General features: G+C 73.8%; 15 protein-coding genes. 7 read left to right on the plus strand and 8 right to left on the minus strand.

Annotated elements, in window-relative coordinates; all coding sequences use genetic code 11:
* Positions 1 to 191: 191 nt before the first annotated feature.
* Both ABZ495_RS08630 and ABZ495_RS08635 read right to left on the minus strand, forming a co-directional pair.
* A complete protein-coding gene (locus tag ABZ495_RS08630; RefSeq protein WP_359803191.1) occupies positions 192 to 1319 on the minus strand; it encodes an ATP-binding protein in 1128 nt (375 codons plus the stop codon).
* Between the two features lie 78 nt (positions 1320 to 1397).
* Positions 1398 to 2135 carry a response regulator transcription factor gene (locus tag ABZ495_RS08635; protein ID WP_209411241.1) on the minus strand — a complete coding sequence of 246 codons (738 nt, stop codon included), beginning with the start codon at positions 2133 to 2135 and terminating at the stop codon, positions 1398 to 1400.
* Positions 2136 to 2710: 575 nt separating this feature from the next.
* Between ABZ495_RS08635 and ABZ495_RS08640 the strand changes: the two genes are divergently transcribed.
* The 4 genes from ABZ495_RS08640 (at position 2711) to ABZ495_RS08655 (ending at position 8085) form a co-directional block, all read left to right on the plus strand.
* Positions 2711 to 3469 carry a rhomboid-like protein gene (locus tag ABZ495_RS08640; RefSeq protein WP_329489574.1) on the plus strand — a complete coding sequence of 253 codons (759 nt, stop codon included), beginning with the start codon at positions 2711 to 2713 and terminating at the stop codon, positions 3467 to 3469.
* A gap of 162 nt (positions 3470 to 3631) precedes the next feature.
* On the plus strand, positions 3632 to 6025 hold the full coding sequence (lon, locus tag ABZ495_RS08645) for an endopeptidase La (RefSeq protein WP_359803189.1): 2394 nt from the start codon (positions 3632 to 3634) through the stop codon (positions 6023 to 6025).
* Positions 6026 to 6197: 172 nt separating this feature from the next.
* Positions 6198 to 6719, plus strand: coding sequence for a GtrA family protein (locus ABZ495_RS08650; RefSeq protein WP_329489576.1), 522 nt, complete (start codon positions 6198 to 6200; stop codon positions 6717 to 6719).
* 151 nt (positions 6720 to 6870) lie between these two features.
* Positions 6871 to 8085, plus strand: coding sequence for an ROK family transcriptional regulator (locus tag ABZ495_RS08655; protein ID WP_359835042.1), 1215 nt, complete (start codon positions 6871 to 6873; stop codon positions 8083 to 8085).
* A gap of 40 nt (positions 8086 to 8125) precedes the next feature.
* Here the strand turns inward: ABZ495_RS08655 and ABZ495_RS08660 are convergent, their stop codons facing one another.
* On the minus strand, positions 8126 to 9169 hold the full coding sequence (locus tag ABZ495_RS08660) for an ABC transporter permease (protein WP_359835009.1): 1044 nt from the start codon (positions 9167 to 9169) through the stop codon (positions 8126 to 8128).
* A gap of 111 nt (positions 9170 to 9280) precedes the next feature.
* Between ABZ495_RS08660 and ABZ495_RS08665 the strand changes: the two genes are divergently transcribed.
* Together ABZ495_RS08665 and ABZ495_RS08670 are read left to right on the plus strand one after the other, a co-directional pair.
* The gene (locus tag ABZ495_RS08665; RefSeq protein WP_329489578.1) at positions 9281 to 9739 is read left to right on the plus strand and encodes a MarR family transcriptional regulator; all 459 of its coding nucleotides are present in this window, start codon (positions 9281 to 9283) and stop codon (positions 9737 to 9739) included.
* 158 nt (positions 9740 to 9897) lie between these two features.
* Complete coding sequence (locus ABZ495_RS08670) at positions 9898 to 11451, plus strand: MDR family MFS transporter (RefSeq protein WP_329489579.1); 1554 nt, start codon at positions 9898 to 9900, stop codon at positions 11449 to 11451.
* A gap of 85 nt (positions 11452 to 11536) precedes the next feature.
* Here ABZ495_RS08670 and ABZ495_RS08675 read toward each other — a convergent pair whose 3' ends face one another.
* Together ABZ495_RS08675 and ABZ495_RS08680 are read right to left on the minus strand one after the other, a co-directional pair.
* Positions 11537 to 11791 (minus strand): hypothetical protein, encoded by a 255-nt coding sequence (locus tag ABZ495_RS08675; protein ID WP_359803186.1) that lies wholly within the window; start codon positions 11789 to 11791, stop codon positions 11537 to 11539.
* A gap of 26 nt (positions 11792 to 11817) precedes the next feature.
* On the minus strand, positions 11818 to 13002 hold the full coding sequence (locus ABZ495_RS08680; RefSeq protein ID WP_352289302.1) for an inorganic phosphate transporter: 1185 nt from the start codon (positions 13000 to 13002) through the stop codon (positions 11818 to 11820).
* 384 nt (positions 13003 to 13386) lie between these two features.
* Between ABZ495_RS08680 and ABZ495_RS08685 the strand changes: the two genes are divergently transcribed.
* Positions 13387 to 14976, plus strand: coding sequence for an NlpC/P60 family protein (locus ABZ495_RS08685; protein ID WP_359835012.1), 1590 nt, complete (start codon positions 13387 to 13389; stop codon positions 14974 to 14976).
* 41 nt (positions 14977 to 15017) lie between these two features.
* Here the strand turns inward: ABZ495_RS08685 and ABZ495_RS08690 are convergent, their stop codons facing one another.
* The 3 genes from ABZ495_RS08690 to ABZ495_RS08700 all read right to left on the minus strand — a co-directional run bounded on the left by ABZ495_RS08690 (position 15018) and on the right by ABZ495_RS08700 (position 20775).
* On the minus strand, positions 15018 to 17303 hold the full coding sequence (locus ABZ495_RS08690; RefSeq protein ID WP_329489583.1) for an FdhF/YdeP family oxidoreductase: 2286 nt from the start codon (positions 17301 to 17303) through the stop codon (positions 15018 to 15020).
* Positions 17304 to 17719: 416 nt separating this feature from the next.
* The gene (locus ABZ495_RS08695) at positions 17720 to 19738 is read right to left on the minus strand and encodes an FAD/NAD(P)-binding protein (protein WP_359835015.1); all 2019 of its coding nucleotides are present in this window, start codon (positions 19736 to 19738) and stop codon (positions 17720 to 17722) included.
* Entirely contained in the window at positions 19735 to 20775 is a 1041-nt protein-coding gene (locus ABZ495_RS08700) for an amino acid ABC transporter permease (RefSeq protein WP_359835017.1), read from the minus strand. The genes ABZ495_RS08695 and ABZ495_RS08700 overlap by 4 nt, the downstream gene beginning before the upstream one ends.
* Positions 20776 to 21406: the final 631 nt, after the last annotated feature.

Genomic DNA, 21406 nt, shown 5'->3' on the forward strand with positions numbered 1-21406 from the left:
CGTTAGAAAGCCGCCTCGGATGGGAAGCGATCGCTTCCGATCAGCCGCTATATATGGATGAAACCGGACAAATCGCAGTCCGGAGCCACCTGGATCGTCCGTCCACGTCTGTGTCGCTTCTGTGACATGCGGGCGACGTCCGATCGACGCGGGAGGGCGCCCGGGGCCGCCGAGCGGACCCCGGGCGGGCGCTACCGCGGGCCGGGCAGCCGGACCTCGATCCGGCAGCCGGGGGAGGCCTCCGCCACCTCGATCCGCCCGCCGTGCAGGTCCACCGCCCAGCGGGCGATGGCCAGCCCCAGACCGGTGCCGCCGTCGGAGCCGGGCCCCTGGGCGGTGGCGGTGCCGCTGCGGCTGAACCGCTCGAAGACCCGGGTGCGGTCGGCCGCCGGGATGCCCGGCCCCTCGTCCTCGACCTCCAGCAGCAGCGCGCCGGGCTCGCCGCCGGGCCGGGCCCGGACCGTCACGGTGCCGCCGGGCGGCGAGTGCTTGCAGGCGTTGTCGACCAGGTTGGCGACCACCTGGTGGAGCCGCTCGGTGTCCGCCACGCCGGTCAGGCCGACCGGGCTGACCTCCAGGGCCAGCCGGACGTCCCCGCGCCGGGAGAAGGCCCCGCCGGCCGTCGCGCCGTCCACGGTGACCCCGCGCAGCACGCCGTCCAGGAACTCGCGCACCTCGAAGGGGCGCGCGTCCAGGTCCACCACGCCGTCGTCGATCTTGGACAGGTCGAGCAGGTGGGTGACCAGCCGGCCGAGCCGTTCGGTCTGCTCCAGGGCGGCGCCCAGGGTCGCGGGATTGGGTTGGACCACGCCGTCCACCACGTTCTCCAGCACGGCGCGCAGCGCGGCGATGGGCGTGCGCAGCTCGTGGGAGACGTTGGCGACCAGCTCCCGGCGGTGCCGGTCGGCGGCCTCCAGGTCGGCCGCCATGTGGTTGAAGGTGGCCGCCAGCTCGCCGATCTCGTCCCGGGAGCTCACCTCGACCCGGCGGCTGTAGTCGCCGGAGGCCATCGCGCGGGCGGCGGCGGTCATGTCGCGCAGCGGGGCGGTCAGCCCGTGCGCGAGGAACTGCATGAAGAGCAGCGAAGCGATCATGGAGAAGACCATGATGATCCGGATCTGCGTCTCGGAGCGGATCGCCACCACGACCATGCCGGTGGCGAGGAAGACCGAGACGATCACCAGGAGGGCGAGTTTGCCCTTGATCGAGCGGACCGGGTCGAGCGGCCGGATGTCGGCCCACACCCGGTGGGCGGCGCGGGCGGCCAGCGTGGGCCGGACGCCGTCGGCGTCGCCGTTGCGTTGCTGTGGAAAAGTCATTGGTCCCCTGTGATCCCCGCGGGTCCGCGCGGCGGTTCGGGACACGGGCCCCCCGGAGGCCCGGTGCCCGAGGCGCCGCTAGGAGAGCGGGGCCTCCAGCGCGTAGCCGACCCCGTGGACGGTGCGGATCCAGCTGGCGCCGATCTTCCGGCGCAGCGCCTTGACGTGGCTGTCCACGGTGCGGGTGCCGGACGCGTCCGTCCAGTCCCAGACCTCGGCCAGCAGTTGCTCGCGGGTGAGTACCGCCCGCGGCTGTGCGGCCAGGCAGGCGAGCAGGTCGAACTCGGTCGGCGTCAGGTGGACGTCGCCCGAGGCCAGCCGGACCCGGCGCTGCACGTGGTCGATCTCCAACTCGCCGAAGCGCAGCGAGCCGAGCGCCGGTGTGCGGGCCGCCTGCTGGGCACGCTCGACGCGGCGCAGCAGGACGTTGACCCGGGCCGCCAGCTCCCGCATGGAGAACGGCTTGGTCATGTAGTCGTCGGCGCCCACGCCGAGGCCGACCAGGAGGTCCGTCTCGTCGTCACGCGCGGTCAGCATCAGGACCGGTACCGGGCGTTGGGCCTGGATCCGGCGGCACACCTCAAGGCCGTCGAAGCCGGGCAGCATGATGTCGAGCACGACCAGGTCGGGCTGCCAGGTGTGGAACCCGTCGACCGCGCCCGGGCCGTCGTGGGCCACGGCGACCTTGAAGCCCTCCGCGCCCAGCCGGGCCGCGATCGACTCGGCGATCGTGGGCTCGTCCTCCACCACCAGCACTCTGCGCTGGCTGCTCACCGTGCCGCCGCTGTTCTGGTTGTCCTGCTGAATTTCTGTCACGGTCACGCCACCGCCCCCAGGGCTGCGGGCCGGCCACCTGTGGGGATGGCGAGGCTCCGCTCGTAGTCTTGTTCCGTCGTGGACTGTGCCGGGTCCGCCGTCCCGTAGCGCGTGCGGAGTCGGAGGACAGGTGTGGACTGCCCACCGCTCCCGCACACTTCGCAGCGTACGGACACCCGGTGCTTCCCGGCAGGTGGACCGGATGTTTCCGGCCCGTGGGCCGGCCGTCCGGCCGCCCGTCGGACCCACTCGGAAGTGGGCACGGGCCAGTACCTTACCCGCCGATTTTTCACTGCGTAACGGTACGTATGCACTCCAGTTGACGACAAGCCGCCGGTCAGAGCCGCTACTCGTGCGTAGACGGAGTGCAGGTCTGTACCAATCGTGGAGTCGCGCGCCGCATGATGTTCACGGGGTATTCCCAGCTGGCTCCCAGGACCCCGAAGTACCGTGGTCACGACAAGTCGCACAGGTGGGATTTCCGGCGCGCGCCGGTACGTTGAGCACCGGACGGGGGCCGGAGGCTGCGGGTCTGGAGCGGAGGCGGCATGGCGGAGCTGCGGAGGAACGCTGTGGTGAGCGGGCCGCGTCCGGGGCCGCCGTACGGGATGCTCCGGTTCGGCCTGCGGACCGGCCTGGCCGCCTGGGTGCTCGCCCGGGTGCCGACGCCCCGGCGCAACCCCTTCGCGCTCGGCTACCTCGCCGTGGTCGTGGCCACCACCACCTTCGCCGGGCTGGCCGACCCGGGCCTCGTGCTCCGGCTGCAGGAGGCCTCCAGCTCGGACGGGCACAACCTGGTCCACCACCCGCTGCGCGCCCTGCTGTTCAGCGGCTTCTGGGTGGCCGGGACGATCTGGATGCCCTACCTCTGGGCCTTCGCCTTCACCGTCGCGCCGCTGGAGCGCCGGGTGGGCGCCGTCCGGGCCGCGGCGGTCTTCGGGATCGGGCACGTCACGGCGACGGTGCTCTCCCAGTCGGTGGTGATCACCGCCGTGGCGACCGGCCGGATGGAGCCCCGCGCGCTGGACTGCCTGGACATCGGGGTCAGCTACGGCGTGCTGGTCAGTCTCGGTGCGCTGGCCGGGCTGCTGCCGCCGCGCGGGCGGCTGCTCGCGCTCGGCGGCGCCGCCGTCCTGGTCGCCGAGCAGATCGCCGGCGACCGGGACCTGGTGACCGGGGTCGGCCACCCGGTGGCGCTGCTGACCGGGGTCGCGCTCTGGCGCTGGCTGCGGAACGGGCCCGGCCCCCGGTGGCGGCGCCCGGAGGCGGCGGCCGTCGGCGCCACGGGCCCGGCGCAGGCCCAGGGGGCGACCGCCCTGCTGGACCGCGCGTAACTCCCGGGTGCTCCGGGGGGCGGTGCGCGCCCCCGCGTGGCGTTTTTGACACCCCTTCCCGGAACCCTTCTTGTTCGCTCCCGGCGAACAGGGCGGGGGGAACATTCCATGGCCGCGAAACCTTAGTCAGGTCAACTCAACTTCGCTGACTGGGGAGAGATCATGGCATCGACGTCCACTCCGCTCACCCTGCCCGTACTGCCGCTCGACGACGAGGTCGTGCTCCCGGGCATGGTCGTCCCGCTGGACCTCAAGGACACCGAGGTGCGTGCCGCGGTCGAGGCCGCGCGGGCCGCGGCCGCCGGCGCCGGCAAGCCCCAGGTGCTGCTGGTGCCGCGGGTGGACGGCTCGTACGCGGCGGCCGGCACCCTCGCCACCGTCGAGCAGGTCGGGCGGCTGGCCGACGGGGAGCCGGCCGCGCTGGTCCGCGCCGTGCGCCGGGTCCGGATCGGCGTCGGTACCACCGGGCCCGGCGCCGCGCTCTGGGTGGAGACCACGCCGTTCCGGGAGTCCTCGGAGGGCACGCCGGTGGCCGGCCGCGCCGCCGAGCTGGTCCGGGAGTACAAGGCGCTCTCCACCCAGTGGCTGCGCAAGCGCGGCGCCTGGCAGATCGTCGACCGGGTGGCCCAGATCGAGGGCGTCGGCGAGCTGGCCGACAACATCGGCTACGCGTCCTTCGTCACCGCGGAGCAGAAGCTCAAGGTGCTGCTGGAGGCCGACCAGGTGGCCCGCCTGGAGTACGCCCTCACCCTGCTGCGCGACCACCTCGCCGAGGAGGAGGTCAACGACACCATCCGCAAGGACGTCGAGGAGGGCGTGGCCAAGCAGCAGAAGGAGTTCCTGCTCCGCCGCCAGCTGGAGGCCGTCCGCAAGGAGCTGGCCGAGCTGAACGGCGACCCGGCCGACGAGGAGGGCGACTACCGCGCCCGGGTCGAGGCCGCCGACCTGCCCGGGAAGGTCCGCGAGGCCGCGCTCAAGGAGGTCGACAAGCTGGAGCGGGCGTCCGACCAGTCGCCCGAGGGCTCCTGGATCCGCACCTGGCTGGACACCGTCCTGGAGCTGCCCTGGAACGAGCGCACCGAGGACGCCTACGACATCGCCGGCGCCCGCGCCGTGCTGGACGCGGACCACTCCGGCCTCGGGGACGTCAAGGACCGGATCGTCGAGTACCTGGCCGTCCGCAAGCGCCGGGCCGACCAGGGGCTCGGCCTGGTGGGCGGCCGGCGCGGCGGTGCGGTGCTGGCCCTGGTCGGCCCGCCCGGCGTCGGCAAGACCTCGCTGGGCGAGTCGGTGGCCAGGGCGATGGGCCGCACCTTCGTCCGGGTGGCGCTCGGCGGCGTCCGGGACGAGGCGGAGATCCGCGGCCACCGGCGCACCTACGTCGGCGCGCTGCCCGGCCGCCTGGTGCGCGCCATCAAGGAGGCCGGCTCGATGAACCCGGTCGTCCTGCTCGACGAGATCGACAAGGTCGGCTCCGACTACCGGGGGGACCCGGCGGCCGCCCTGCTGGAGGTGCTGGACCCGGCGCAGAACCACACCTTCCGGGACCACTACCTGGAGGTCGAGCTGGACCTCTCGGACGTGGTCTTCCTCGCCACCGCCAACGTGCTGGAGGCCATCCCGGAGGCGCTGCTCGACCGGATGGAGCTGGTCCGGCTGGACGGCTACACCGAGGACGAGAAGGTCGTCATCGCCCGGGACCACCTGCTCCCGCGCCAGCTGGAGAAGGCCGGACTGACGAGCGAGGAGGTCTCCGTCGAGGAGGAGGCGCTGCGCAGGCTCGCCGGGGAGTACACCCGCGAGGCCGGCGTCCGCACCCTCGAACGCTCGATCGCCCGGGTGCTGCGCAAGATCGCCGCGCAGTCCGAGCTGGGCGAGCGCGAGCTGCCCGCCGCGATCGGCGCGGGCGAGCTGCGCGCGCTGATCGGCCGGCCGCACCACGTCCCGGAGGCGGCCCAGGAGCCCGCCGAGCGGCGGACCGCCGTACCGGGTGTGGCGACCGGCCTGGCGGTGACGGGCGCCGGCGGCGACGTGCTGTACATCGAGGCCTCGCTGGCGGACGCCGAGACGGGCGGCACCGGGCTCACCCTCACCGGGCAGCTGGGCGACGTGATGAAGGAGTCCGCGCACATCGCGCTCTCCTACCTGCGCTCGCGCGGCGCCGAGCTGGAGCTGCCGGTCACCTCGCTGCGCGACCGGGGCGTGCACCTGCACGTCCCCGCCGGGGCCGTCCCCAAGGACGGGCCGAGCGCCGGCATCACCATGACCACCGCCCTGGCCTCGCTGCTCTCCGGCCGCCGGGTGCGCACGGACGTGGCGATGACGGGTGAGGTGTCGCTGACCGGGCGGGTGCTGCCGATCGGCGGGGTGAAGCAGAAGCTGCTCGCCGCCGACCGGGCCGGGGTCGGCACGGTGATCATCCCCAAGCGCAACGAGGCCGACCTGGACGACGTCCCGGCCGAGGTGCTGGAGCGGCTCACCGTCCACCCGGTGGCGGACGTGCGGGAGGTGCTGGAGCTGGCCCTGGAGCCGGCCGAGGTGCTGGTCGCCGCCTGACGGCGGGACGGGAACGGGCGGCGGCCCGGCGGAGCGCGCTGCTCCCGCCGGGCCGCCGCCCGTCCGCACGACCGGGGGCACCGGGCGCCGGGAGCCGCCGGAGCGTCGGGAGCCGCCGGGCCGCCGATTCCGTCGGAGGGAGCGTCGGCGGGCCCCGTGCGAAACTGCGAAGATGCCGTCCCCCACTCAGCGCGCCCTGGCCAAGGTGCCGGCGGGGCTGCGCCCGTTCCTGGTCAGGCACCGCAGGCTGGTGAAGGTCCTGCTGGTCGGGGGGACGTGCTTCGTTCTGACAACAGTGATCAACTTCTCACTGAAGTTCACCCTTTTGGAGCACAAACCGGTGGTTGCGCTCACCATCGCGACCGTGGTGGCCACCACCGTCTCCTACGTGCTCAACCGCCGGTGGTCCTTCCGGGCCCGCGGTCACCGGCGTGAGGTGCTGCTGTTCCTGCTCGTCAGCGTGGTGGCGATCGGCGTCAACGACCTCCCGCTGATCGTCTCGCGCTACGTCCTGGACCTGCGCGAGCCGCAGGTGACGCCCTTCACCCAGGAGGTGGCCGACTTCCTGAGCGGCATGGTCCTCGGCACCTTCGTCGCGATGCTCTTCCGCTTCTGGGCGATGCAGCGCTGGGTCTTCACGCGCTTCCCCGAGCCCGTCGCCCCCCGCGTGGAGCAGCCGCAGCGGATCCCGTAGCGGCCCGGCGCGGCGGGGCGCCGGAGCGGCCGATCCGACCCCCGGGCCCGGCGGGAGCGCCTGGCCGAACGCGGTTACGCTGCAGACACCGGTCCGAACTGCGGGACCCGCCCACCGGCGGGGCGGGCGGAAGCTGAGCGGGGTGAGCGCGATGCGCGAGACGGACGGCCTCCGGGCCGGGCCGGCCAGCCAGCAGGGCATGCGGCGGGCCAATCTGGCGCTGGTGCTCGGCGTGATCGCGCGGGCCCCGCGCTCGCGCGCGGAGGTCGCCGCGGAGAGCGGGCTGACCAGGGCGGCGGTGTCCTCGCTCGCCGAGGAGCTGATCGCGGCCCGGCTGGTGGTCGAGGAGGGTCCGGCGGCGCCCAGCGGCAAGGTCGGCCGGCCCGGGACGGCCCTGGGGCTCAACCCCGAGGGACCGGCGGGTCTGGGCGCCGAGATCGGGGTCGAGCACCTCGGCGCCTGCGTGGTCGACCTGCGCGGCGAGGTTCGCGCCTGGCACCGTCAGGAGATCCGCAACCGGGACCGGCGGCCCGCCGCCGTGATGGCCGACCTGGCCGAACTGCTGCGCCGGGCGGTCGTCGAGGCGGGGCTGCGCCCGGCCGGACTGATGCTCGCGGTGCCCGGCCTGGTCGGCGACGGCGACGGGGTGCTCCAGCGCGCCGCCAACCTGGGCTGGCAGGACGTGCCGCTGGCCGCCGAGCTGCGGCCGGCGCTGCGCGCGGCCGGCGCGCAGGGCCTGGCCGAGCTGCCGGTCGAGGCCGAGAACGAGGCCAATCTGGGCGGGCTCGCCGAGCGCTGGCTGGGCGGCGCCCCGGATCACTTCCTGCACGTCTCGGCCGAGGCCGGGGTCGGTTCGGCGATCGTGGTCGGCGGCCGGCTGATGCGCGGGGCGCACGGCTACGCCGGAGAGCTGGGGCACGTGCCGGTCCACCCGGACGGACCGCGCTGCGCCTGCGGGGCGCACGGCTGCCTGGAGCAGTACGCGGGGGAGGCGGCGGTGCTGCGGGCGGCGGGGCTGGAGGGGATCCGGGGCGACTGGGTCGCCCTGCTCGCCGAGCGGGCCGGGGCCGGGGACGAGGAGGTCCGCGGGGCGCTGGACGGGGCCGGGTCGGCCCTGGGGATCGCCTCGGCCGGGGCGGTCAACCTGCTCGACCCGGCCGAGGTGGTGCTGGGCGGCGGGTACGCCCGGCTGGCGCCCTGGCTGCTGCCGGGGATGCGGGCCGAGCTGGCGGCCCGGGTGACCGTCCGCCCCTGGACGGAGGAGCGGCTGACGGTCTCCCGGCTGGGCCGGCGCGGGCCGCTGCTGGGGGCGGCGGTCGGCGTGGTCCGGGCGATCGTCGCGGACCCGGGCCGGCTCGACGGGTAGGGGCGGTGTCGGGCCGGCCCGGGCGGTGGCGGTGGCCCGGCTACCCGGCGGGCAGCTCGCGGCCCCCGCGCGGCCGGCGCAGCACGGCGGCGAAGGTGACGGCGACGCCGAGCAGTGCCCAGACCAGCAGCACGAGCAGCGGCATGGTGAGGTTGGTCGCGCCGAAGTAGGCGATCGAGCGGGCCGCGTCGGTGCCGGCGCCGTTCGGGATCCAGGCGCCGATGGCCCGCCAGAACGGGGGCACCATCGGTGGCGGGAAGACCCCTCCCGCGCTGGGGTTGCCGAGCACCACGAAGATCAGTACCGCGACGCCGATCCCGATGATGTCGAAGAGGCACTGCAGCGCCATGGTGAACGCGCCGACCGTGAACACCACCAGGGCGCCCAGCGCGGCGAGCCCCCAGGACGAGCCGGGCAGGGCGTTCAGCGCCGGTCCGACGATCACCGCCCCGCCGATGCCGGCCGCGATCGAGTACAGCGCGAGGGCGGCGAGCCGGATGGCCGCCCGGTAGGCGTTGGCGGGCTTCGCCCCGGCGCTGACGCCGAGGATCGAGGCGACCAGGTAGCCGCCGACGCACCAGCCGATCACCAGGTAGAAGGAGGACAGGCCGTTGGTGTCGCCCTTGGCCAGCGGGATGGTGTCGACGGTGCGCACCGTCCGGCCCTGGGTCTGGTCCACCGCGGTGACGATGGTCTGGGCGGCCCGGGCGGCGGCCGGGCCGCGGGCGTTGGCGACCAGCAGGGTGTCCTCGGTGCCGGCCGGGTCCACCACCAGCGCGGCGTAGAGCTTCTGGTCCTTGATCCGGGCGGTGGCGGTCTCCGCGTCGGGCGCGGTGGAGGCCCGTACCGCGTTGTCGGGCACCCCCTCCAGCGCCTCGACCAGCTTGGGGGAGACCTGCGGCGGCGCGACCACCGCGATCGAGAGCTCGTGCGGGGTGGGGCTGTGCAGCGCCCCGACGTACGAGGTGATGAAGCCGAGCTGGAGGAGGAGGACGGCGATCACCAGCAGCGCCGCGCGCGGGGTGACCGCCCCCTTCAGTTCGGCGACGAGTCCTGGCCTCGGTCCCTGCCCTGGGGTGGTCATCCACATCTCCTTGCGTATCGGGAAAAACGGATACTTCATACCATCAAGTAGTTGGCTTTCCCGATTTCCCGCGCCGTATGTGGGGGCACTGTGCTGCGGGATACTTGCGCGGTGAGTGCGGCGAATGACGAGGAACCCCTGCTGGCGGTGGAGCGCGAGGTCGCGCTGATGTTCCGCCGGGGCCGGGCCCGGGTGGCGGAACTCTCCCGCCGGGTGCACCCCAGCCTGGAGGGGGCGGCGTACAGCATGCTCGGCTACATCGAGCAGGCCGGGCGGGTGCGGGTGACCGACGTCGGCGTGCACTTCGCGGTGGGCAAGGCCACGGTGAGCCGGCAGATCCGGGCGCTGGAGGAGCTGGGCCTGGTGACCCGGGAGGCGGATCCGCTGGACCGCCGGTCCGCGCTGGTCTCGCTCACCGACGACGGCCGGCGGCGCTACCTGGGCGCGCGGGACGCCCGGATCGAGCGGGTGCGCGAGCTGATGGCCAACTGGTCCGAGGAGGACGTGATCCGCTTCGCCGGGCTGCTGCACCGCTTCAACGACGTGGTCGGGGAGGCCGTCGGGACCTGAGGTCCGGCGGTCCGGCGCGGGTCGCGGGGCGGGACTTTACTTGGGCTTGAAGAAAGTTGCCTTAAGCAACCATTGATCCTATGGTTGCTTAAGGCAACGACTTTTCCGTTCCCCGTCGCCGCCTCCCGCTTCCGCCCCGCACCCGCCGAAGGACCCAGATGACCGTCACCACCCGAGCCGCGACCGGAGCCGCCACCGCCGACGACGACACACCCATGACCCACCGGCAGGTGCTGGAGGCCCTGTCCGGCCTGCTGCTCGGCCTCTTCGTGGCCGTGCTGTCGTCGACCGTCGTCTCCAACGCCCTGCCGCGCATCCTCACCGACCTGCACGGCGGCCAGTCCGCCTACACCTGGGTGATCACCGCCACCCTGCTCACCCTCACCGCCTCCACCCCGATCTGGGGCAAGCTGTCCGACCTGGCCAGCAAGAAGCTGCTCCTGCAGATCGCCCTGGTGATCTACATCGCCTCGTCCGCGCTGGCCGGCCTCGCCCAGAACACCGGCGAGCTGATCGCCTGCCGCGCGCTGCAGGGCATCGGCGCCGGCGGTGTCACCGCGCTCGCCCAGATCTGCCTGGCGGCGATGGTCCCGCCGCGCGAGCGCGGCCGGTACAGCGGCTACTTCGGCGCGGTCTTCGCCCTCGCCACCATCGGCGGCCCGCTGATCGGCGGCGTCATCGTGGACACCTCCTGGCTCGGCTGGCGCTGGTGCTTCTACGTCGGGATCCCCTTCGCGCTGGCCGCGATCGCGGTGCTGCAGCGCACCCTGAAGCTGCCGGTGGTCAAGCGCAAGGTGAAGATCGACTACCTGGGTGCCCTGGTCATCACCGGCGCCGTCAGCCTGCTGATGATCTGGATCACGCTGGCCGGCAAGAACTACGCCTGGCTCTCCTGGCAGACCGCGGCCATGGTCGGCGGCGGCCTGGTGCTGGGCGGGCTCGCCGTGGCGATCGAGAAGCGCGCGGCCGAGCCGATCATCCCGCCGAGCCTCTTCCGCCACCGCACCGTCACCCTGGCGGCGGTCGCCAGCGTGCTGGTCGGCATCGGGATGTACGGCGCGACCACCTTCCTCAGCCAGTACTTCCAGCTGGCCAGGGAGAAGTCCCCGACCATCGCCGGCCTGATGACGCTGCCGATGATCCTCGGCCTGGCCGTCGCCTCCACCGTGGCGGGCAAGCTGATCACCAAGTACGGCCGCTGGAAGGCCTACCTGGTCGCCGGCACCCTGATGCTGGCCGTCGGCTTCGCCCTGCTCGGCACCGCCCGGGCCGACACCGACTACGTGCTGCTCGCCGTCTACATGGCGATCACCGGCATCGGCCTCGGCCTGACCATGCAGAACCTCGTGCTCGCGGTGCAGAACACGGTGCCCCGGCACGAGCTCGGCGCGGCCAGCTCGGTGGTCACCTTCTTCCGCACCATGGGCGGCGCGATGGGCGTCTCCGCCCTCGGGGCCCTGATGAACAACCGGGTCGGCCACTACCTGACGGAGAACCTGGCGGCCGCGCACGTCCCGGCCACCGGCGCCGCGGCCGGCGGCGGCATCCCGGACCTGCACAAGCTGCCCGCCCCGCTCGTCCCGCTGGTGACGGACGCCTTCGGGCACGGGGTCGGCGTGGTCTTCCTGGTCGCGGCGCCGTTCGCGCTGCTGGCCTTCGTGACGGTGCTGTTCATCCGCGAGACCGTGCTGCGCACCGGCCACCAGGGCTGACCGCCGCCGGCGGGGGCACGGGGCAGGACACGGCGAAGGCCGGGGAGCGGACCACCGCTCCCCGGCCTTCGCCGTACTCCGTGCGTCAGTGGCCGGCGATCAGGGACAGGCCGTAGAGGACGGCGGCGCCGCAGACCGCGAAGCAGGTGTAGGCACCGGCCAGGGCCAGTCGGCCGCCGCCGGCCGGGGCGCCGGAGCCGGCCGCCGAGCGCTGCGCGGTCAGCGCGGCCTCACGGCGGGAGAGGGCCAGGATGCCCAGCGCGAAGACGGTGACCACCGCGACGGTGATGCCGAAGCTGAAGCCGGCGGTCTGGGCCAGGGCGTTCCACTTGATGTGCATGCTGTGTGCTCCTCAGCCGCCGGCGCTCAGGCCGCGACCGTGGTCGAGGCGGGAGTGGTGGGGGTGCCGGCCGCGGCGGTCGGGGTGATCTCGACCGGGGTGATGTCGCCGGCCTCGTTGACGTTGTCCGCGTGGACCGGCTGGCGGCGGGAGATCAGCCACATCGCGCCCGAGCCGGCGACCAGGACGGCGCCCACCAGGACCACGCCCCAGGTGCCCTGCTCGACCACGAGGGCCGCGAGGCCGGCCACCGTGGCGGCGGCGGGCAGGGTCAGGCCCCAGGTGTAGACCATGCGGCGCACCAGGCTCCAGCGCAGCTCGCCCTTCGGGCCGCCGAGGCCGGCGCCCATGATGCCGCCGGAGCAGACCTGGGTGGTGGAGAGGCCGAAGCCCATGTGCGAGGAGGTCAGGATGACGGTCGCGGCGGCGGACTCGGAGGCGAAGCCCTGCGGCGCCTGGATGTCCGCCAGGCCCTTGCCCATCGAGCGGATGATCCGCCAGCCGCCCATGTAGGTGCCGAGCGCGATCGCCGCACCGGCCGAGACGATCACCCAGGTGGGGGGCAGCGCGCCGGTCGGCAGGGCGCCGACCGAGACCAGGGTCAGGGTGATGATGCCCATCGTCTTCTGGGCGTCGTTGGTGCCGTGGGCCAGCGAGATCAGCGAGGAGGAGAACACCTGGCCGGTCTTGAAGCCCTTGGTGACGGTGGCGCCGTCGCTCTTGCGGGTGATCGCGTACGCCAGCTTCGTGGCGCCCCACGAGGCCAGGCCCGCGACCAGCGGGGAGGCGATCGCCGGGATGAGGATCTTGGTGACCACGGTGTCGAAGTTGACGCCGTTGAGACCGACGCCGACCACGGTGGCGCCGATCAGGCCGCCGTAGAGCGCGTGCGACGAACTGGACGGAAGGCCTCTCAGCCAGGTGATCAGGTTCCAGAGGATCGCGCCGACCAGTGCGGCGAAGATGATCTCCGGATGGATCCCGGCCTTCTCGTTGACGATGCCGCCGGAGATGGTGGTGGCGACCTTCACCGAGAGGAACGCCCCGGCGAAGTTGAGGACAGCCGCGATGGTGACCGCGACCTTGGGTCGAAGGGCTCCGGTGGCGATGGAGGTGGCCATCGCGTTGGCGGTGTCGTGGAACCCGTTGGTGAAGTCGAAGGCGAGCGCCGTGATGATCACAACGGCCACCAGGAACGAGATGTGTTCCATACCCAAACAATCGTCGTAGTTGTCGCACTGACGTTGGTGTCGATCGCGACGGTAGGGAGCCTCGGTGAACGGAAGGTGAACTGAGACGGGCCGCGTGGTTCCGGACGTGTCCAAGGGGTTGCCATGACCTTGCCAGGAGGTGTCCTCGGGCCCGCTGAACTGGGCATTGGCGCAGAACGTCCTGGTTCGATCCGGTTTGCTGAGACCTGTCTCACAACCGACCGAAGAATTCATCGGGCCGTACGGGTGCGGTCTGTTTCTGCCGGGTGACCCATGACAGGATCGGCGAGGATCCGGGCATCCCGGGGATCGGCAGGGGCGGGGAGGAACGAATCCATGGGCGGGGCCGCACAGCGCACGGAGACAGCCGGAACACGACCGTGGGTGCGGGCCGCCCTGCGCTGCGGAGCCGTCCTGGCGGCCGCCGCGCTGGCGCTGCCGCTGGCCGCCCAGGCCGCCTACGCGGCGCCGGACCCGGGCAACCCGGGCATCACCGCCCCGGCCGCCGTGCCCGGCGCGGACCCCCTCGCGGAGGCCAAGGCCACCCTCGGGCCGCTGCTCGACCGGCTGCACGAGCTGTACACGGGGGCGGAGGCCGCCACCGAGCAGTTCAACGCCGCCGTCACCAAGGTCGCCGAGCAGCAGGCCACCGTCACCGACCTGGGCGACCGGCTGGACCGTCAGCAGAAGCTCGTCGACGCCGGTACCGACGTGGCCGCCCAGCTCGCCGCCGCCCAGTACCGCAACGGCGCCACCTCGGCCTACGCCGAACTGCTGCTCTCCCAGGACCCGTACGAGGCCGTCACCATCGCCGAACTGCTCTCCGCCGCGAGCCGTTCGCAGTCCGAGTTCCTGGACCGGCTCAAGCTCGACCGCGAAGCGCTCACCGGCCTGCAGAAGCAGAGCGAGGAGGCGCTGAAGAACTCCCAGGCACTGGTCGCCCAGCAGGACGCGGCCAAGGCCAAGCTCGCCACCGACCTGGCCGCCGTCGAGCAACTGGTCTCCTCGCTCACCGGTGCCCAGCGCACCGAGCTGGAGCAGCTGGAGAAGGCCAAGGCCGACGAGGCCCAGCTGGCCTTCCTCGCCTCCGGCGCCCTCGGCAAGGGCGAGCGCACCCCGTCGCTGGCCGGCCGCGCCGCCGTCGCGTACGCGCTGGCGCAGCTCAACAAGCCGTACGTGTGGGGCGGCGCCGGCCCGGACGTCTTCGACTGCTCCGGCCTCACCTCGCAGGCCTGGCTGCACGCAGGCAAGCCGATCCCGCGCACCAGCCAGGAGCAGTGGGCCCAGCTCCAGCACGTCGCCCTGAACCAGCTGCGCCCCGGTGACCTGGTCATCTACTTCGAGGGCGCCACCCATGTCGCGCTCTACATCGGCGGCGGGCTGGTCGTCCAGGCGCCCCGTCCGGGCGCCGTGATCAAGGTGTCGCCGATCGGCTCGATGCCGATCCTCGGTGCCGTCCGCCCCGACCCGGAGACCGCCTCGGACGAGGCGGGCGGTGCCTGGAAGGTGCCGGACCTCCCGGCGGGCTGGGACAGCGTCACCCCGATCGCCCCGAGCCCGGCCAACCAGGTGCCGGTCGACCCGAACGCGGCGAACCCCGCGCCCGGCACGCCGACCGCGCCCGGTACGCCCACCCCGGGGACGCCGACGCCCGGCACCCCGCAGCCCGGCACCGGCACACCGACCGACCCGGGGACGCCGACCGGTACCCCGACGGGGACGCCGACCGGGACGCCCACGGGGACGCCGACGGGCACGCCCACCGGGACCCCGACGGGGACGCCGACCGGCACCCCGACCGGCACGCCCACCGGGACGCCCACGGGAACGCCGACCGGTACCCCGACGGGCACCCCCACCGGGACGCCGGCCGGGACTCCCGCGGGCTCGCCCAGCGGCACCCGTACCGGTTCGGCCACCGCCTCGGCCCCGGGCTCCACCTCGGCCACCCCGCTGCCGGCGGGCCAGCACTAGCTTGGCCCGACGGCCCGGGGAGCCCCGGGCCGTCGGCCGGTTCAGCTCGCGCCGCTGTCCGGCTCGAAGCGGATCAGCACGGCCTTGGAGGTCGGGGTGTTGCTGATGTCCGCGGTGGAGTCCAGCGGCACCAGCACGTTGGTCTCCGGGTAGTACGCCGCCGCGCCGCCGCGGGCCACCGGGTAGTGCACCACCTTGAAGTGCGGGGCGCGCCGCTCCACGCCGTCCTTCCACTCGCCGACCAGATCGACGTACCCGCCCTCGGTCAGGCCCAGCTCGGCGGCGTCGACGGGGTTGACCAGCACGACCCGGCGGCCGCCGGTGATGCCGCGGTAGCGGTCGTCCAGGCCGTAGATCGTGGTGTTGTACTGGTCGTGCGAACGGAGCGTCTGCAGCAGCAGCCGGCCCGGCGGGACCTCGGGCGCGGTGAGCGGGTTGACCGTGAAGTTGGCCAGCCCGGTCGCGGTGGGGAAGGTCCGGGAGTCGCGCGGCCCGTGCGGCAGGGTGAACCCGCCGGGCCGGCGGACCTTGTCGTTGAAGCCGTCGAAGCCCGGCACCACCCGGGCGATCCGGTCCCGCAGGGTGTCGTAGTCGTCGGCGAAGTCCTCCCACGGGACGTCGTCCCCGGGGCCGAGCGCCGCGCGGGCCAGCCGGCAGACGATCGCCACCTCGGAGAGCAGCCCCGGCGCCGGCGGGCGCAGGCCGCCGCGCGAGGAGTGCACCTGGCCCATCGAGTCCTCGACGCTGACGAACTGCGCGCCACTGGCGGTGACGTCCCGGTCGGTACGGCCGAGGGTGGGCAGGATCAGCGCCCGGGCCCCGGTCACCACGTGCGAGCGGTTGAGCTTGGTGGAGACGTGCACGGTGAGCCGGCAGCGGCGCATCGCCGCCTCGGTGACCTCGGTGTCCGGGGTGGCGGCGACGAAGTTGCCGCCCATCGCGAAGAACACCTTCACCCGGCCGTCGCGCATCGCGCGGATGGTGTCCACCGAGTCGTAGCCGTGCGCCCGCGGCGGCTCGAAGCCGAACTCGCCGCCCAGCGCGTCCAGGAAGGCCGCCGAGGGCCGCTCGAAGATGCCCATCGTCCGGTCGCCCTGGACGTTGCTGTGTCCGCGCACCGGGCAGACCCCGGCGCCCGGGCGGCCGACGTTGCCGCGCAGCAGCAGGAAGTTGACCACCTCGCGGATGGTCGGCACGGCGTGCTTGTGCTGGGTGAGGCCCATCGCCCAGCAGACGATGATCTTCCGGGAGGAGAGCACCAGGCGGCCCAGCTCCTCGATCTGCTCCCACGGCAGGCCGGTGGCGGCGAGCACCTCCTCGCGCCGGGTCTGCCGGGCCTCGGCGGCGAACTCCTCGAAGCCGTGGCAGTGCCGCGCGACGAACTCCTCGTCGACGCCGCCGTCCGCGTCGAGGACGAGCCGGTTGAGCGCGCGGAACAGGGCGAGGTCGCCGCCGAGCCGGATCTGCAGGAAGAGGTCGGTCAGCTTGGTGCCGTGGCCGGCCAGGCCGCGGGCGTTCTGCGGGTTCTTGAACCGTTCGAGGCCGGCCTCGGGCAGCGGGTTGACGCTGACGACGGTGGCACCCGCGCGCTTGGCCCGCTCCAGGGCGGAGAGCATCCGCGGGTGGTTGGTACCCGGGTTCTGGCCCGCCACGATGATCAGGTCGGCCTGGTAGAGGTCCTTGAGGCTGACGCTGCCCTTGCCGACGCCCAGCGTCTCGGTGAGCGCCGAGCCGGAGGACTCGTGGCACATGTTGGAGCAGTCCGGCAGGTTGTTGGTGCCCAGCCGGCGGGCGAACAGCTGGTAGGCGAAGGCGGCCTCGTTGCTGGTCCGGCCGGAGGTGTAGAAGGCCGCGCCGTCCGGGGTGTCCAGGGCGCGCAGCTCCTCGGCGATCAGCGCGAAGGCGTCGTCCCAGGCGATCGGCGTGTAGTGGGTGGCGCCCTCGTCCAGCAGCATCGGCTGGGTGAGGCGGCCCTGCTGGCCGAGCCAGTAGCCGGAGCGTTCGGCCAGCTCGGCCACCGGGTGGGCGGCGAAGAACTCGGCGCGGATCCGGCGCTCGGTGGCCTCCTCGGCGACGGCCTTCGCGCCGTTCTCGCAGAACTCGGCGGTGTGCGTCTTCCCGGGCTCGGGCCACGCGCAGCCGGGGCAGTCGAAGCCGTCCGGCTGGTTGACCTTGCGCAGGGTGGCGAGGGTGCGCCGGGCGCCCATCTGCTCGGTGGCCATCCGGAGGCTGTGGCCGACCGCCGGCAGTCCGGCCGCGGCGTGCTGGGGCGCGGACACCACGGGGGCGTCCTGCGCGGGATCGCTCTGCGGGGCCGGTTTGGCCATGACTGCGCTCCTCGGCTGTGCTCGTCCGGCCGCCGCTCCGTCGCGTGGCCCGCCGTCCATCCTTCCACCCGTTCGAGTCGTCCGGGCCATCCCGGTACCGGTACCGGCCGACCCCGCACGGTGCGTCGAGGGGGTGCGGCCGCTTCGAGAGGCGGGGGCGCGGGTGACCGGCCACCGCGCGGGCCCGGCACGACCTGTCCCGACCAGCAGCGGCCGGCGCTGTCCGCGCGCCGGGCCTGCCCGCGCGCCGCGGCCCCGGGTGGCCCGCCGGGCCAGGAGCGCCCCGGCCGGGGCCGTGGTGCCGATCCGGCGCCCTCCTGGCCCGGGACGTCGCCTCGGGCCAGGAGGCCGGTGCCTGCCTGACCGCGCTGGAGCGCCGGACCGGCATCACGTCGAGCGGGGGCTGGATCGTCGTGTCAGCTCCGGACCACGTCACCGCCGAGGACCTGCTCGAGGAGCTGTTCGGGCCCCGAGCCGGCCGGGCGGGGGCCCGGGCCGACCACGCGGGCCGCGAGCGGCGCGGTGGGCCGCCCACCCGCCGCCGGGACGGCCGCCAGGGCCCGCAGGATGGCCCGGGCGGCGGCGTCGTTCTGGCGAAAGCCCGGGGAGTCGGTGCGCGGCCGGGCGAAGGCGGCCGCCGCGCGCAGACTGGTGTGCGGGCCGAGGGCGGTGCGCCGCGGGTGCGGCCCGCCGTCCAGGGCCGGGTCCAGGACCCGGCTGTCCCCGGGCCGGATGGTGAGCAGCCCGGAGCGGTGGGTGTGCTCCTCGTCGCTGACCACCTCCTCCACGATCCGCCCGGCGCGGTGCAGGTCCCGCAGGACCGGGTCCCGGGTGCGGGCCAGCGCGTGCTTGGGCAGGTACGCCTCGATCAGCGCGGTGGCCTCGACGCGGTGCCCGGGCACGGTGCTACCGGACGCCCGCCAGGTGCCGGTCGCCTCGTCCCGGTCGACCCGGACGCCCGCGCCCAGGAAGCGGACCACGCCCGCCTCGGAGAGCGCGAGCAGCTGGCGCAGCCGGAAGCCGGGCGGGCCGGAGGCGAGGTAGCTGAAGTAGCCGAAGAACCACTCGTCGACCTCCTCGCCGACCGAGCGGGCGGTGAGGCGGCCGGAGGCCAGCACGCGGGGCAGTTGGCCGAAGAGCGAGAGCAGGGCGAGGAAGGCGCCGAGGTCGGCGCTGTGGGCCGGGTCGGCGCGGCGGTCGGCGTCCTCGGCGATGTAGCCGCGCAGATGGCGCTGGAGCTCCTCGGCGGAGCCGAGTTCGAGACCGGCCAGCGGGAAGTCGAGCCGTTCGAAGTCCAGCCGGTCGGCCTCGTCGGGGACGGCCCGGGCGATCAGCCGGGCGAGCTCGGGCGCGTACCAGTCGTGGGCGTCGTAGCCGGCGAGGAACTCGGCCCAGGGGAGCGCGGTGCGTTCGGGGTGGGCGTGGAACAGTTCGTGGTAGTGCCCGAAGCCGATGTCCTTCGCCATCAACGGCCAGAAGTCACGGCGCAGTTCGAGCGGTCCGGGGCGCGCGAGAACGGCGTCCACGGCGGCCGCGTCGAAGTAGCGGGGGAGCGGGGCGGGCGGCCCCTGGAGCCGGTAGCCGGTCTTGGAGTGGTAGGGCACCCCGCGCCGGGAGCCGACGTGGATCACCGGCTCGCGGCCGGAGGGCCGGTAGACCGGGCCGTCCGGCGTCTCCTCGAAGCGGCCGCCCCGGCCTTCGGTGAGCAGGGCGACCAGGTCGACGAAGGCGAGCCCGAAGCCGCGCAGGACGACGTGCTCGCCGGCGCCGATGCCGCTCAGGTCGGCGTCGGCGGAGAAGGCGGGCGGCAGGTGGAAGCGGCCGTGCCGGGCGGCGAACCCGGCGTCCGCGGCGTACCGGGGGTGCGGGGCGGAGTCGAGGTGGCCGAGGGTCAGGGTGACGTGGTCGGCGGTGAGCACCCGGTCCCCGAGGTGGACCAGCTGCGGGCCGTCCACCGGGCCCTCGACCCGGCGGACGGTGTCCCGGTGCACGGTGACGGTGATGTGCGGCGGGAGGTCGGCGACGGCGCGGCGGAACACCCAGTCCAGGTAGGCGCTCTGGGCCCGGCGGGTGGGGAAGTCGGTGGGCGCCAGGGTGCCCAGCTCGGCCCGGACCGCCGGGTCCTCGACCTCCCGGTAGGGCGCGAACTCCGGCTGCCGGGCGGCCCATTCGGCCAGCGAGGGCCCGGGGCGGACCGGTCCGTCGATGGTGGACCGCTCGTCGGTGAACATCGTGACGTCCTCGGCCATCGAGTTCATCCGGAGCAGCGGGGACTGGTCGTAGCGCCAGATCCGGCCCGCGCCGGGCGGGTGCGGGTCGACCAGGTGGATCTCCAGCGGGCGCTCGGAGGGCAGGAGTTCGGCCGCGTTGGCGGCGATCCGCTCCAGCAGCCCGGTACCGCGCGGGCCGGCGCCGACGATCACCAGGGTGGTCAACGCGTCTCCCCGGCTGCGGTCTTGGCGCCGGTCGCGGCGTCGGCCCCGGCCGGGGCGTCGGCGGCGGCGCGCAGCCGGCGCCAGGCCGCGCGGGCCTTCTGCAGCGGGGTGGGCGGCAGGCCGTCGCGGGTGGCGCCCTTGGCGTAGTGCCGCTCGACGTAGTACTGGCCGACGGACAGCACGGTGGTGATCACGATGTACCAGATGGTGGCGACCATCAGCATCGGGATGACTTGGTAGGACTGCAGGTAGACCAGCTGCACCGAGTAGAGCAGGTCGGAGACGGCCAGCACGCTGATGATGCTGGTGCCCTTGAGCGCGCTGATCAGCATGTTCCCGGCGGTGGGGACGATCGAGCGCATCGCCTGCGGGACGATGATCCGGCGCAGCACCCGCCACCGGCCCAGCCCGAGCGCCGAGGCGGCCTCCAGCTGGCCGCGGTCGACCGAGAGGATCCCGCCGCGCACCACCTCGGCGGCGTACGCGGCCTCCAGCAGGGTCAGGCCGACCACGGCGGTCAGGGTGGGTCCGAACAGGTTGACGGTCCGGACGGTGACGAACTCCGGGCCGAACGGGATGCCCAGGCCGAGCGTCGGGTAGAGCGCGCCGATGTTGAAGAAGAGCAGCAGCTGCACCAGCGCCGGGGTGGAGCGGAAGATCCAGATGTACGTCCAGCTCAGGGTGCGCAGCACCGGGTTGCTGGAGAGCCGCATGGTGGCGAGCACCGTGCCGAGGACGAAGCCGAGGCCGAGCGTGACGGCGGTCAGCCAGAGGGTCAGGGTGAGGCCGTTCAGGACCGAGGTGGCGGTGAACCAGTCGGCGACGACGTCCCATTGGAAGGCCTTGTTGCGGATCACCGAACTGAGGGCCATCGCGAACAGCAGCAGCGCGACGGCGGCGGAGACCCACTGGCCGGGCCGGCGGCGGGCGACGAGCCGGGCCGAGGGGTCGACGACGGCGCCGGCGGGCGGCTCCGGGGCCGGCACGGGGTTCTCGGTGAGGGAGGGCGCGGGAAGGACGTCCTGCGGGGTGGCCATGAGGAGGCTCCAGGCGGAAGCTGCGGGCAGGCGGGAGGTACGGGGGTGGTCACGTACGGCCGTCGGGCCGGCTCGCGTCCCTCAACGCGACCGGCTCCGCACTGCTCTCCGCATTGATCGTACGCATGCGCGAACGAGGGCTGTCAAGGGTGGTGCCGCCGGGGCACACGGCGACAAGTGATCGCAACAGAGCGGTAATGGACGGTGGTTGACGCCGTGCATCCTTCACTGCTCAACTTGTGCTCATGTACGCCGAGCAGCTCCTGGTCACCCGCGACCACATCGACTTCGGTCGGGTGTGGTCCGCGGCGTGTCGCGGCTGACCCGGCAGCGGGCCGTCCAGCCGGCCCTGTCCTCCTAGGAGCCTCCTCCCTCGGAGGCCCTCCTCGCGGAGACCTCTCCCTCGGTGCCCCGTCGCGGGCCGGGTAGGCCGTCCAGTCCCGTACGGACGGCCGTTTCAGGCGCACGCTGCCGCCTTCAGCCTTCCGTACCCCACTGCACTCCGGCAGTTCTCCGTCGCCCTTCCGCCGACGTCGACGCCTTCGCCGCCGTCGTCACCGTCACGTGCCCGTGCCCGTCGATCCGCGCGCTCCGCTCCGCCCTCCCGCTCGGCCCTCTTCGCTCCGCGCTC

The sequence above is a fragment of the Kitasatospora sp. NPDC005748 genome (assembly GCF_040630735.1).
Lineage (GTDB): Bacteria > Actinomycetota > Actinomycetes > Streptomycetales > Streptomycetaceae > Kitasatospora.

Bases quoted from the DNA above. Each gene is read 5' to 3' on its own strand.
- ABZ495_RS08630 (WP_359803191.1), bottom strand. From the start codon at position 1,319: ATGACTTTTCCACAGCAACGCAACGGCGACGCCGACGGCGTCCGGCCC.
- ABZ495_RS08680 (WP_352289302.1), bottom strand. From the start codon at position 13,002: ATGGAACACATCTCGTTCCTGGTGGCCGTTGTGATCATCACGGCGCTC.
- ABZ495_RS08650 (WP_329489576.1), top strand. From the start codon at position 6,198: ATGCCGTCCCCCACTCAGCGCGCCCTGGCCAAGGTGCCGGCGGGGCTG.
- ABZ495_RS08675 (WP_359803186.1), bottom strand. From the start codon at position 11,791: ATGCACATCAAGTGGAACGCCCTGGCCCAGACCGCCGGCTTCAGCTTC.
- ABZ495_RS08660 (WP_359835009.1), bottom strand. From the start codon at position 9,169: ATGACCACCCCAGGGCAGGGACCGAGGCCAGGACTCGTCGCCGAACTG.
- lon (WP_359803189.1), top strand. From the start codon at position 3,632: ATGGCATCGACGTCCACTCCGCTCACCCTGCCCGTACTGCCGCTCGAC.
- ABZ495_RS08655 (WP_359835042.1), top strand. From the start codon at position 6,871: ATGCGCGAGACGGACGGCCTCCGGGCCGGGCCGGCCAGCCAGCAGGGC.
- ABZ495_RS08670 (WP_329489579.1), top strand. From the start codon at position 9,898: ATGACCGTCACCACCCGAGCCGCGACCGGAGCCGCCACCGCCGACGAC.
- ABZ495_RS08690 (WP_329489583.1), bottom strand. From the start codon at position 17,303: ATGGCCAAACCGGCCCCGCAGAGCGATCCCGCGCAGGACGCCCCCGTG.
- ABZ495_RS08700 (WP_359835017.1), bottom strand. From the start codon at position 20,775: ATGGCCACCCCGCAGGACGTCCTTCCCGCGCCCTCCCTCACCGAGAAC.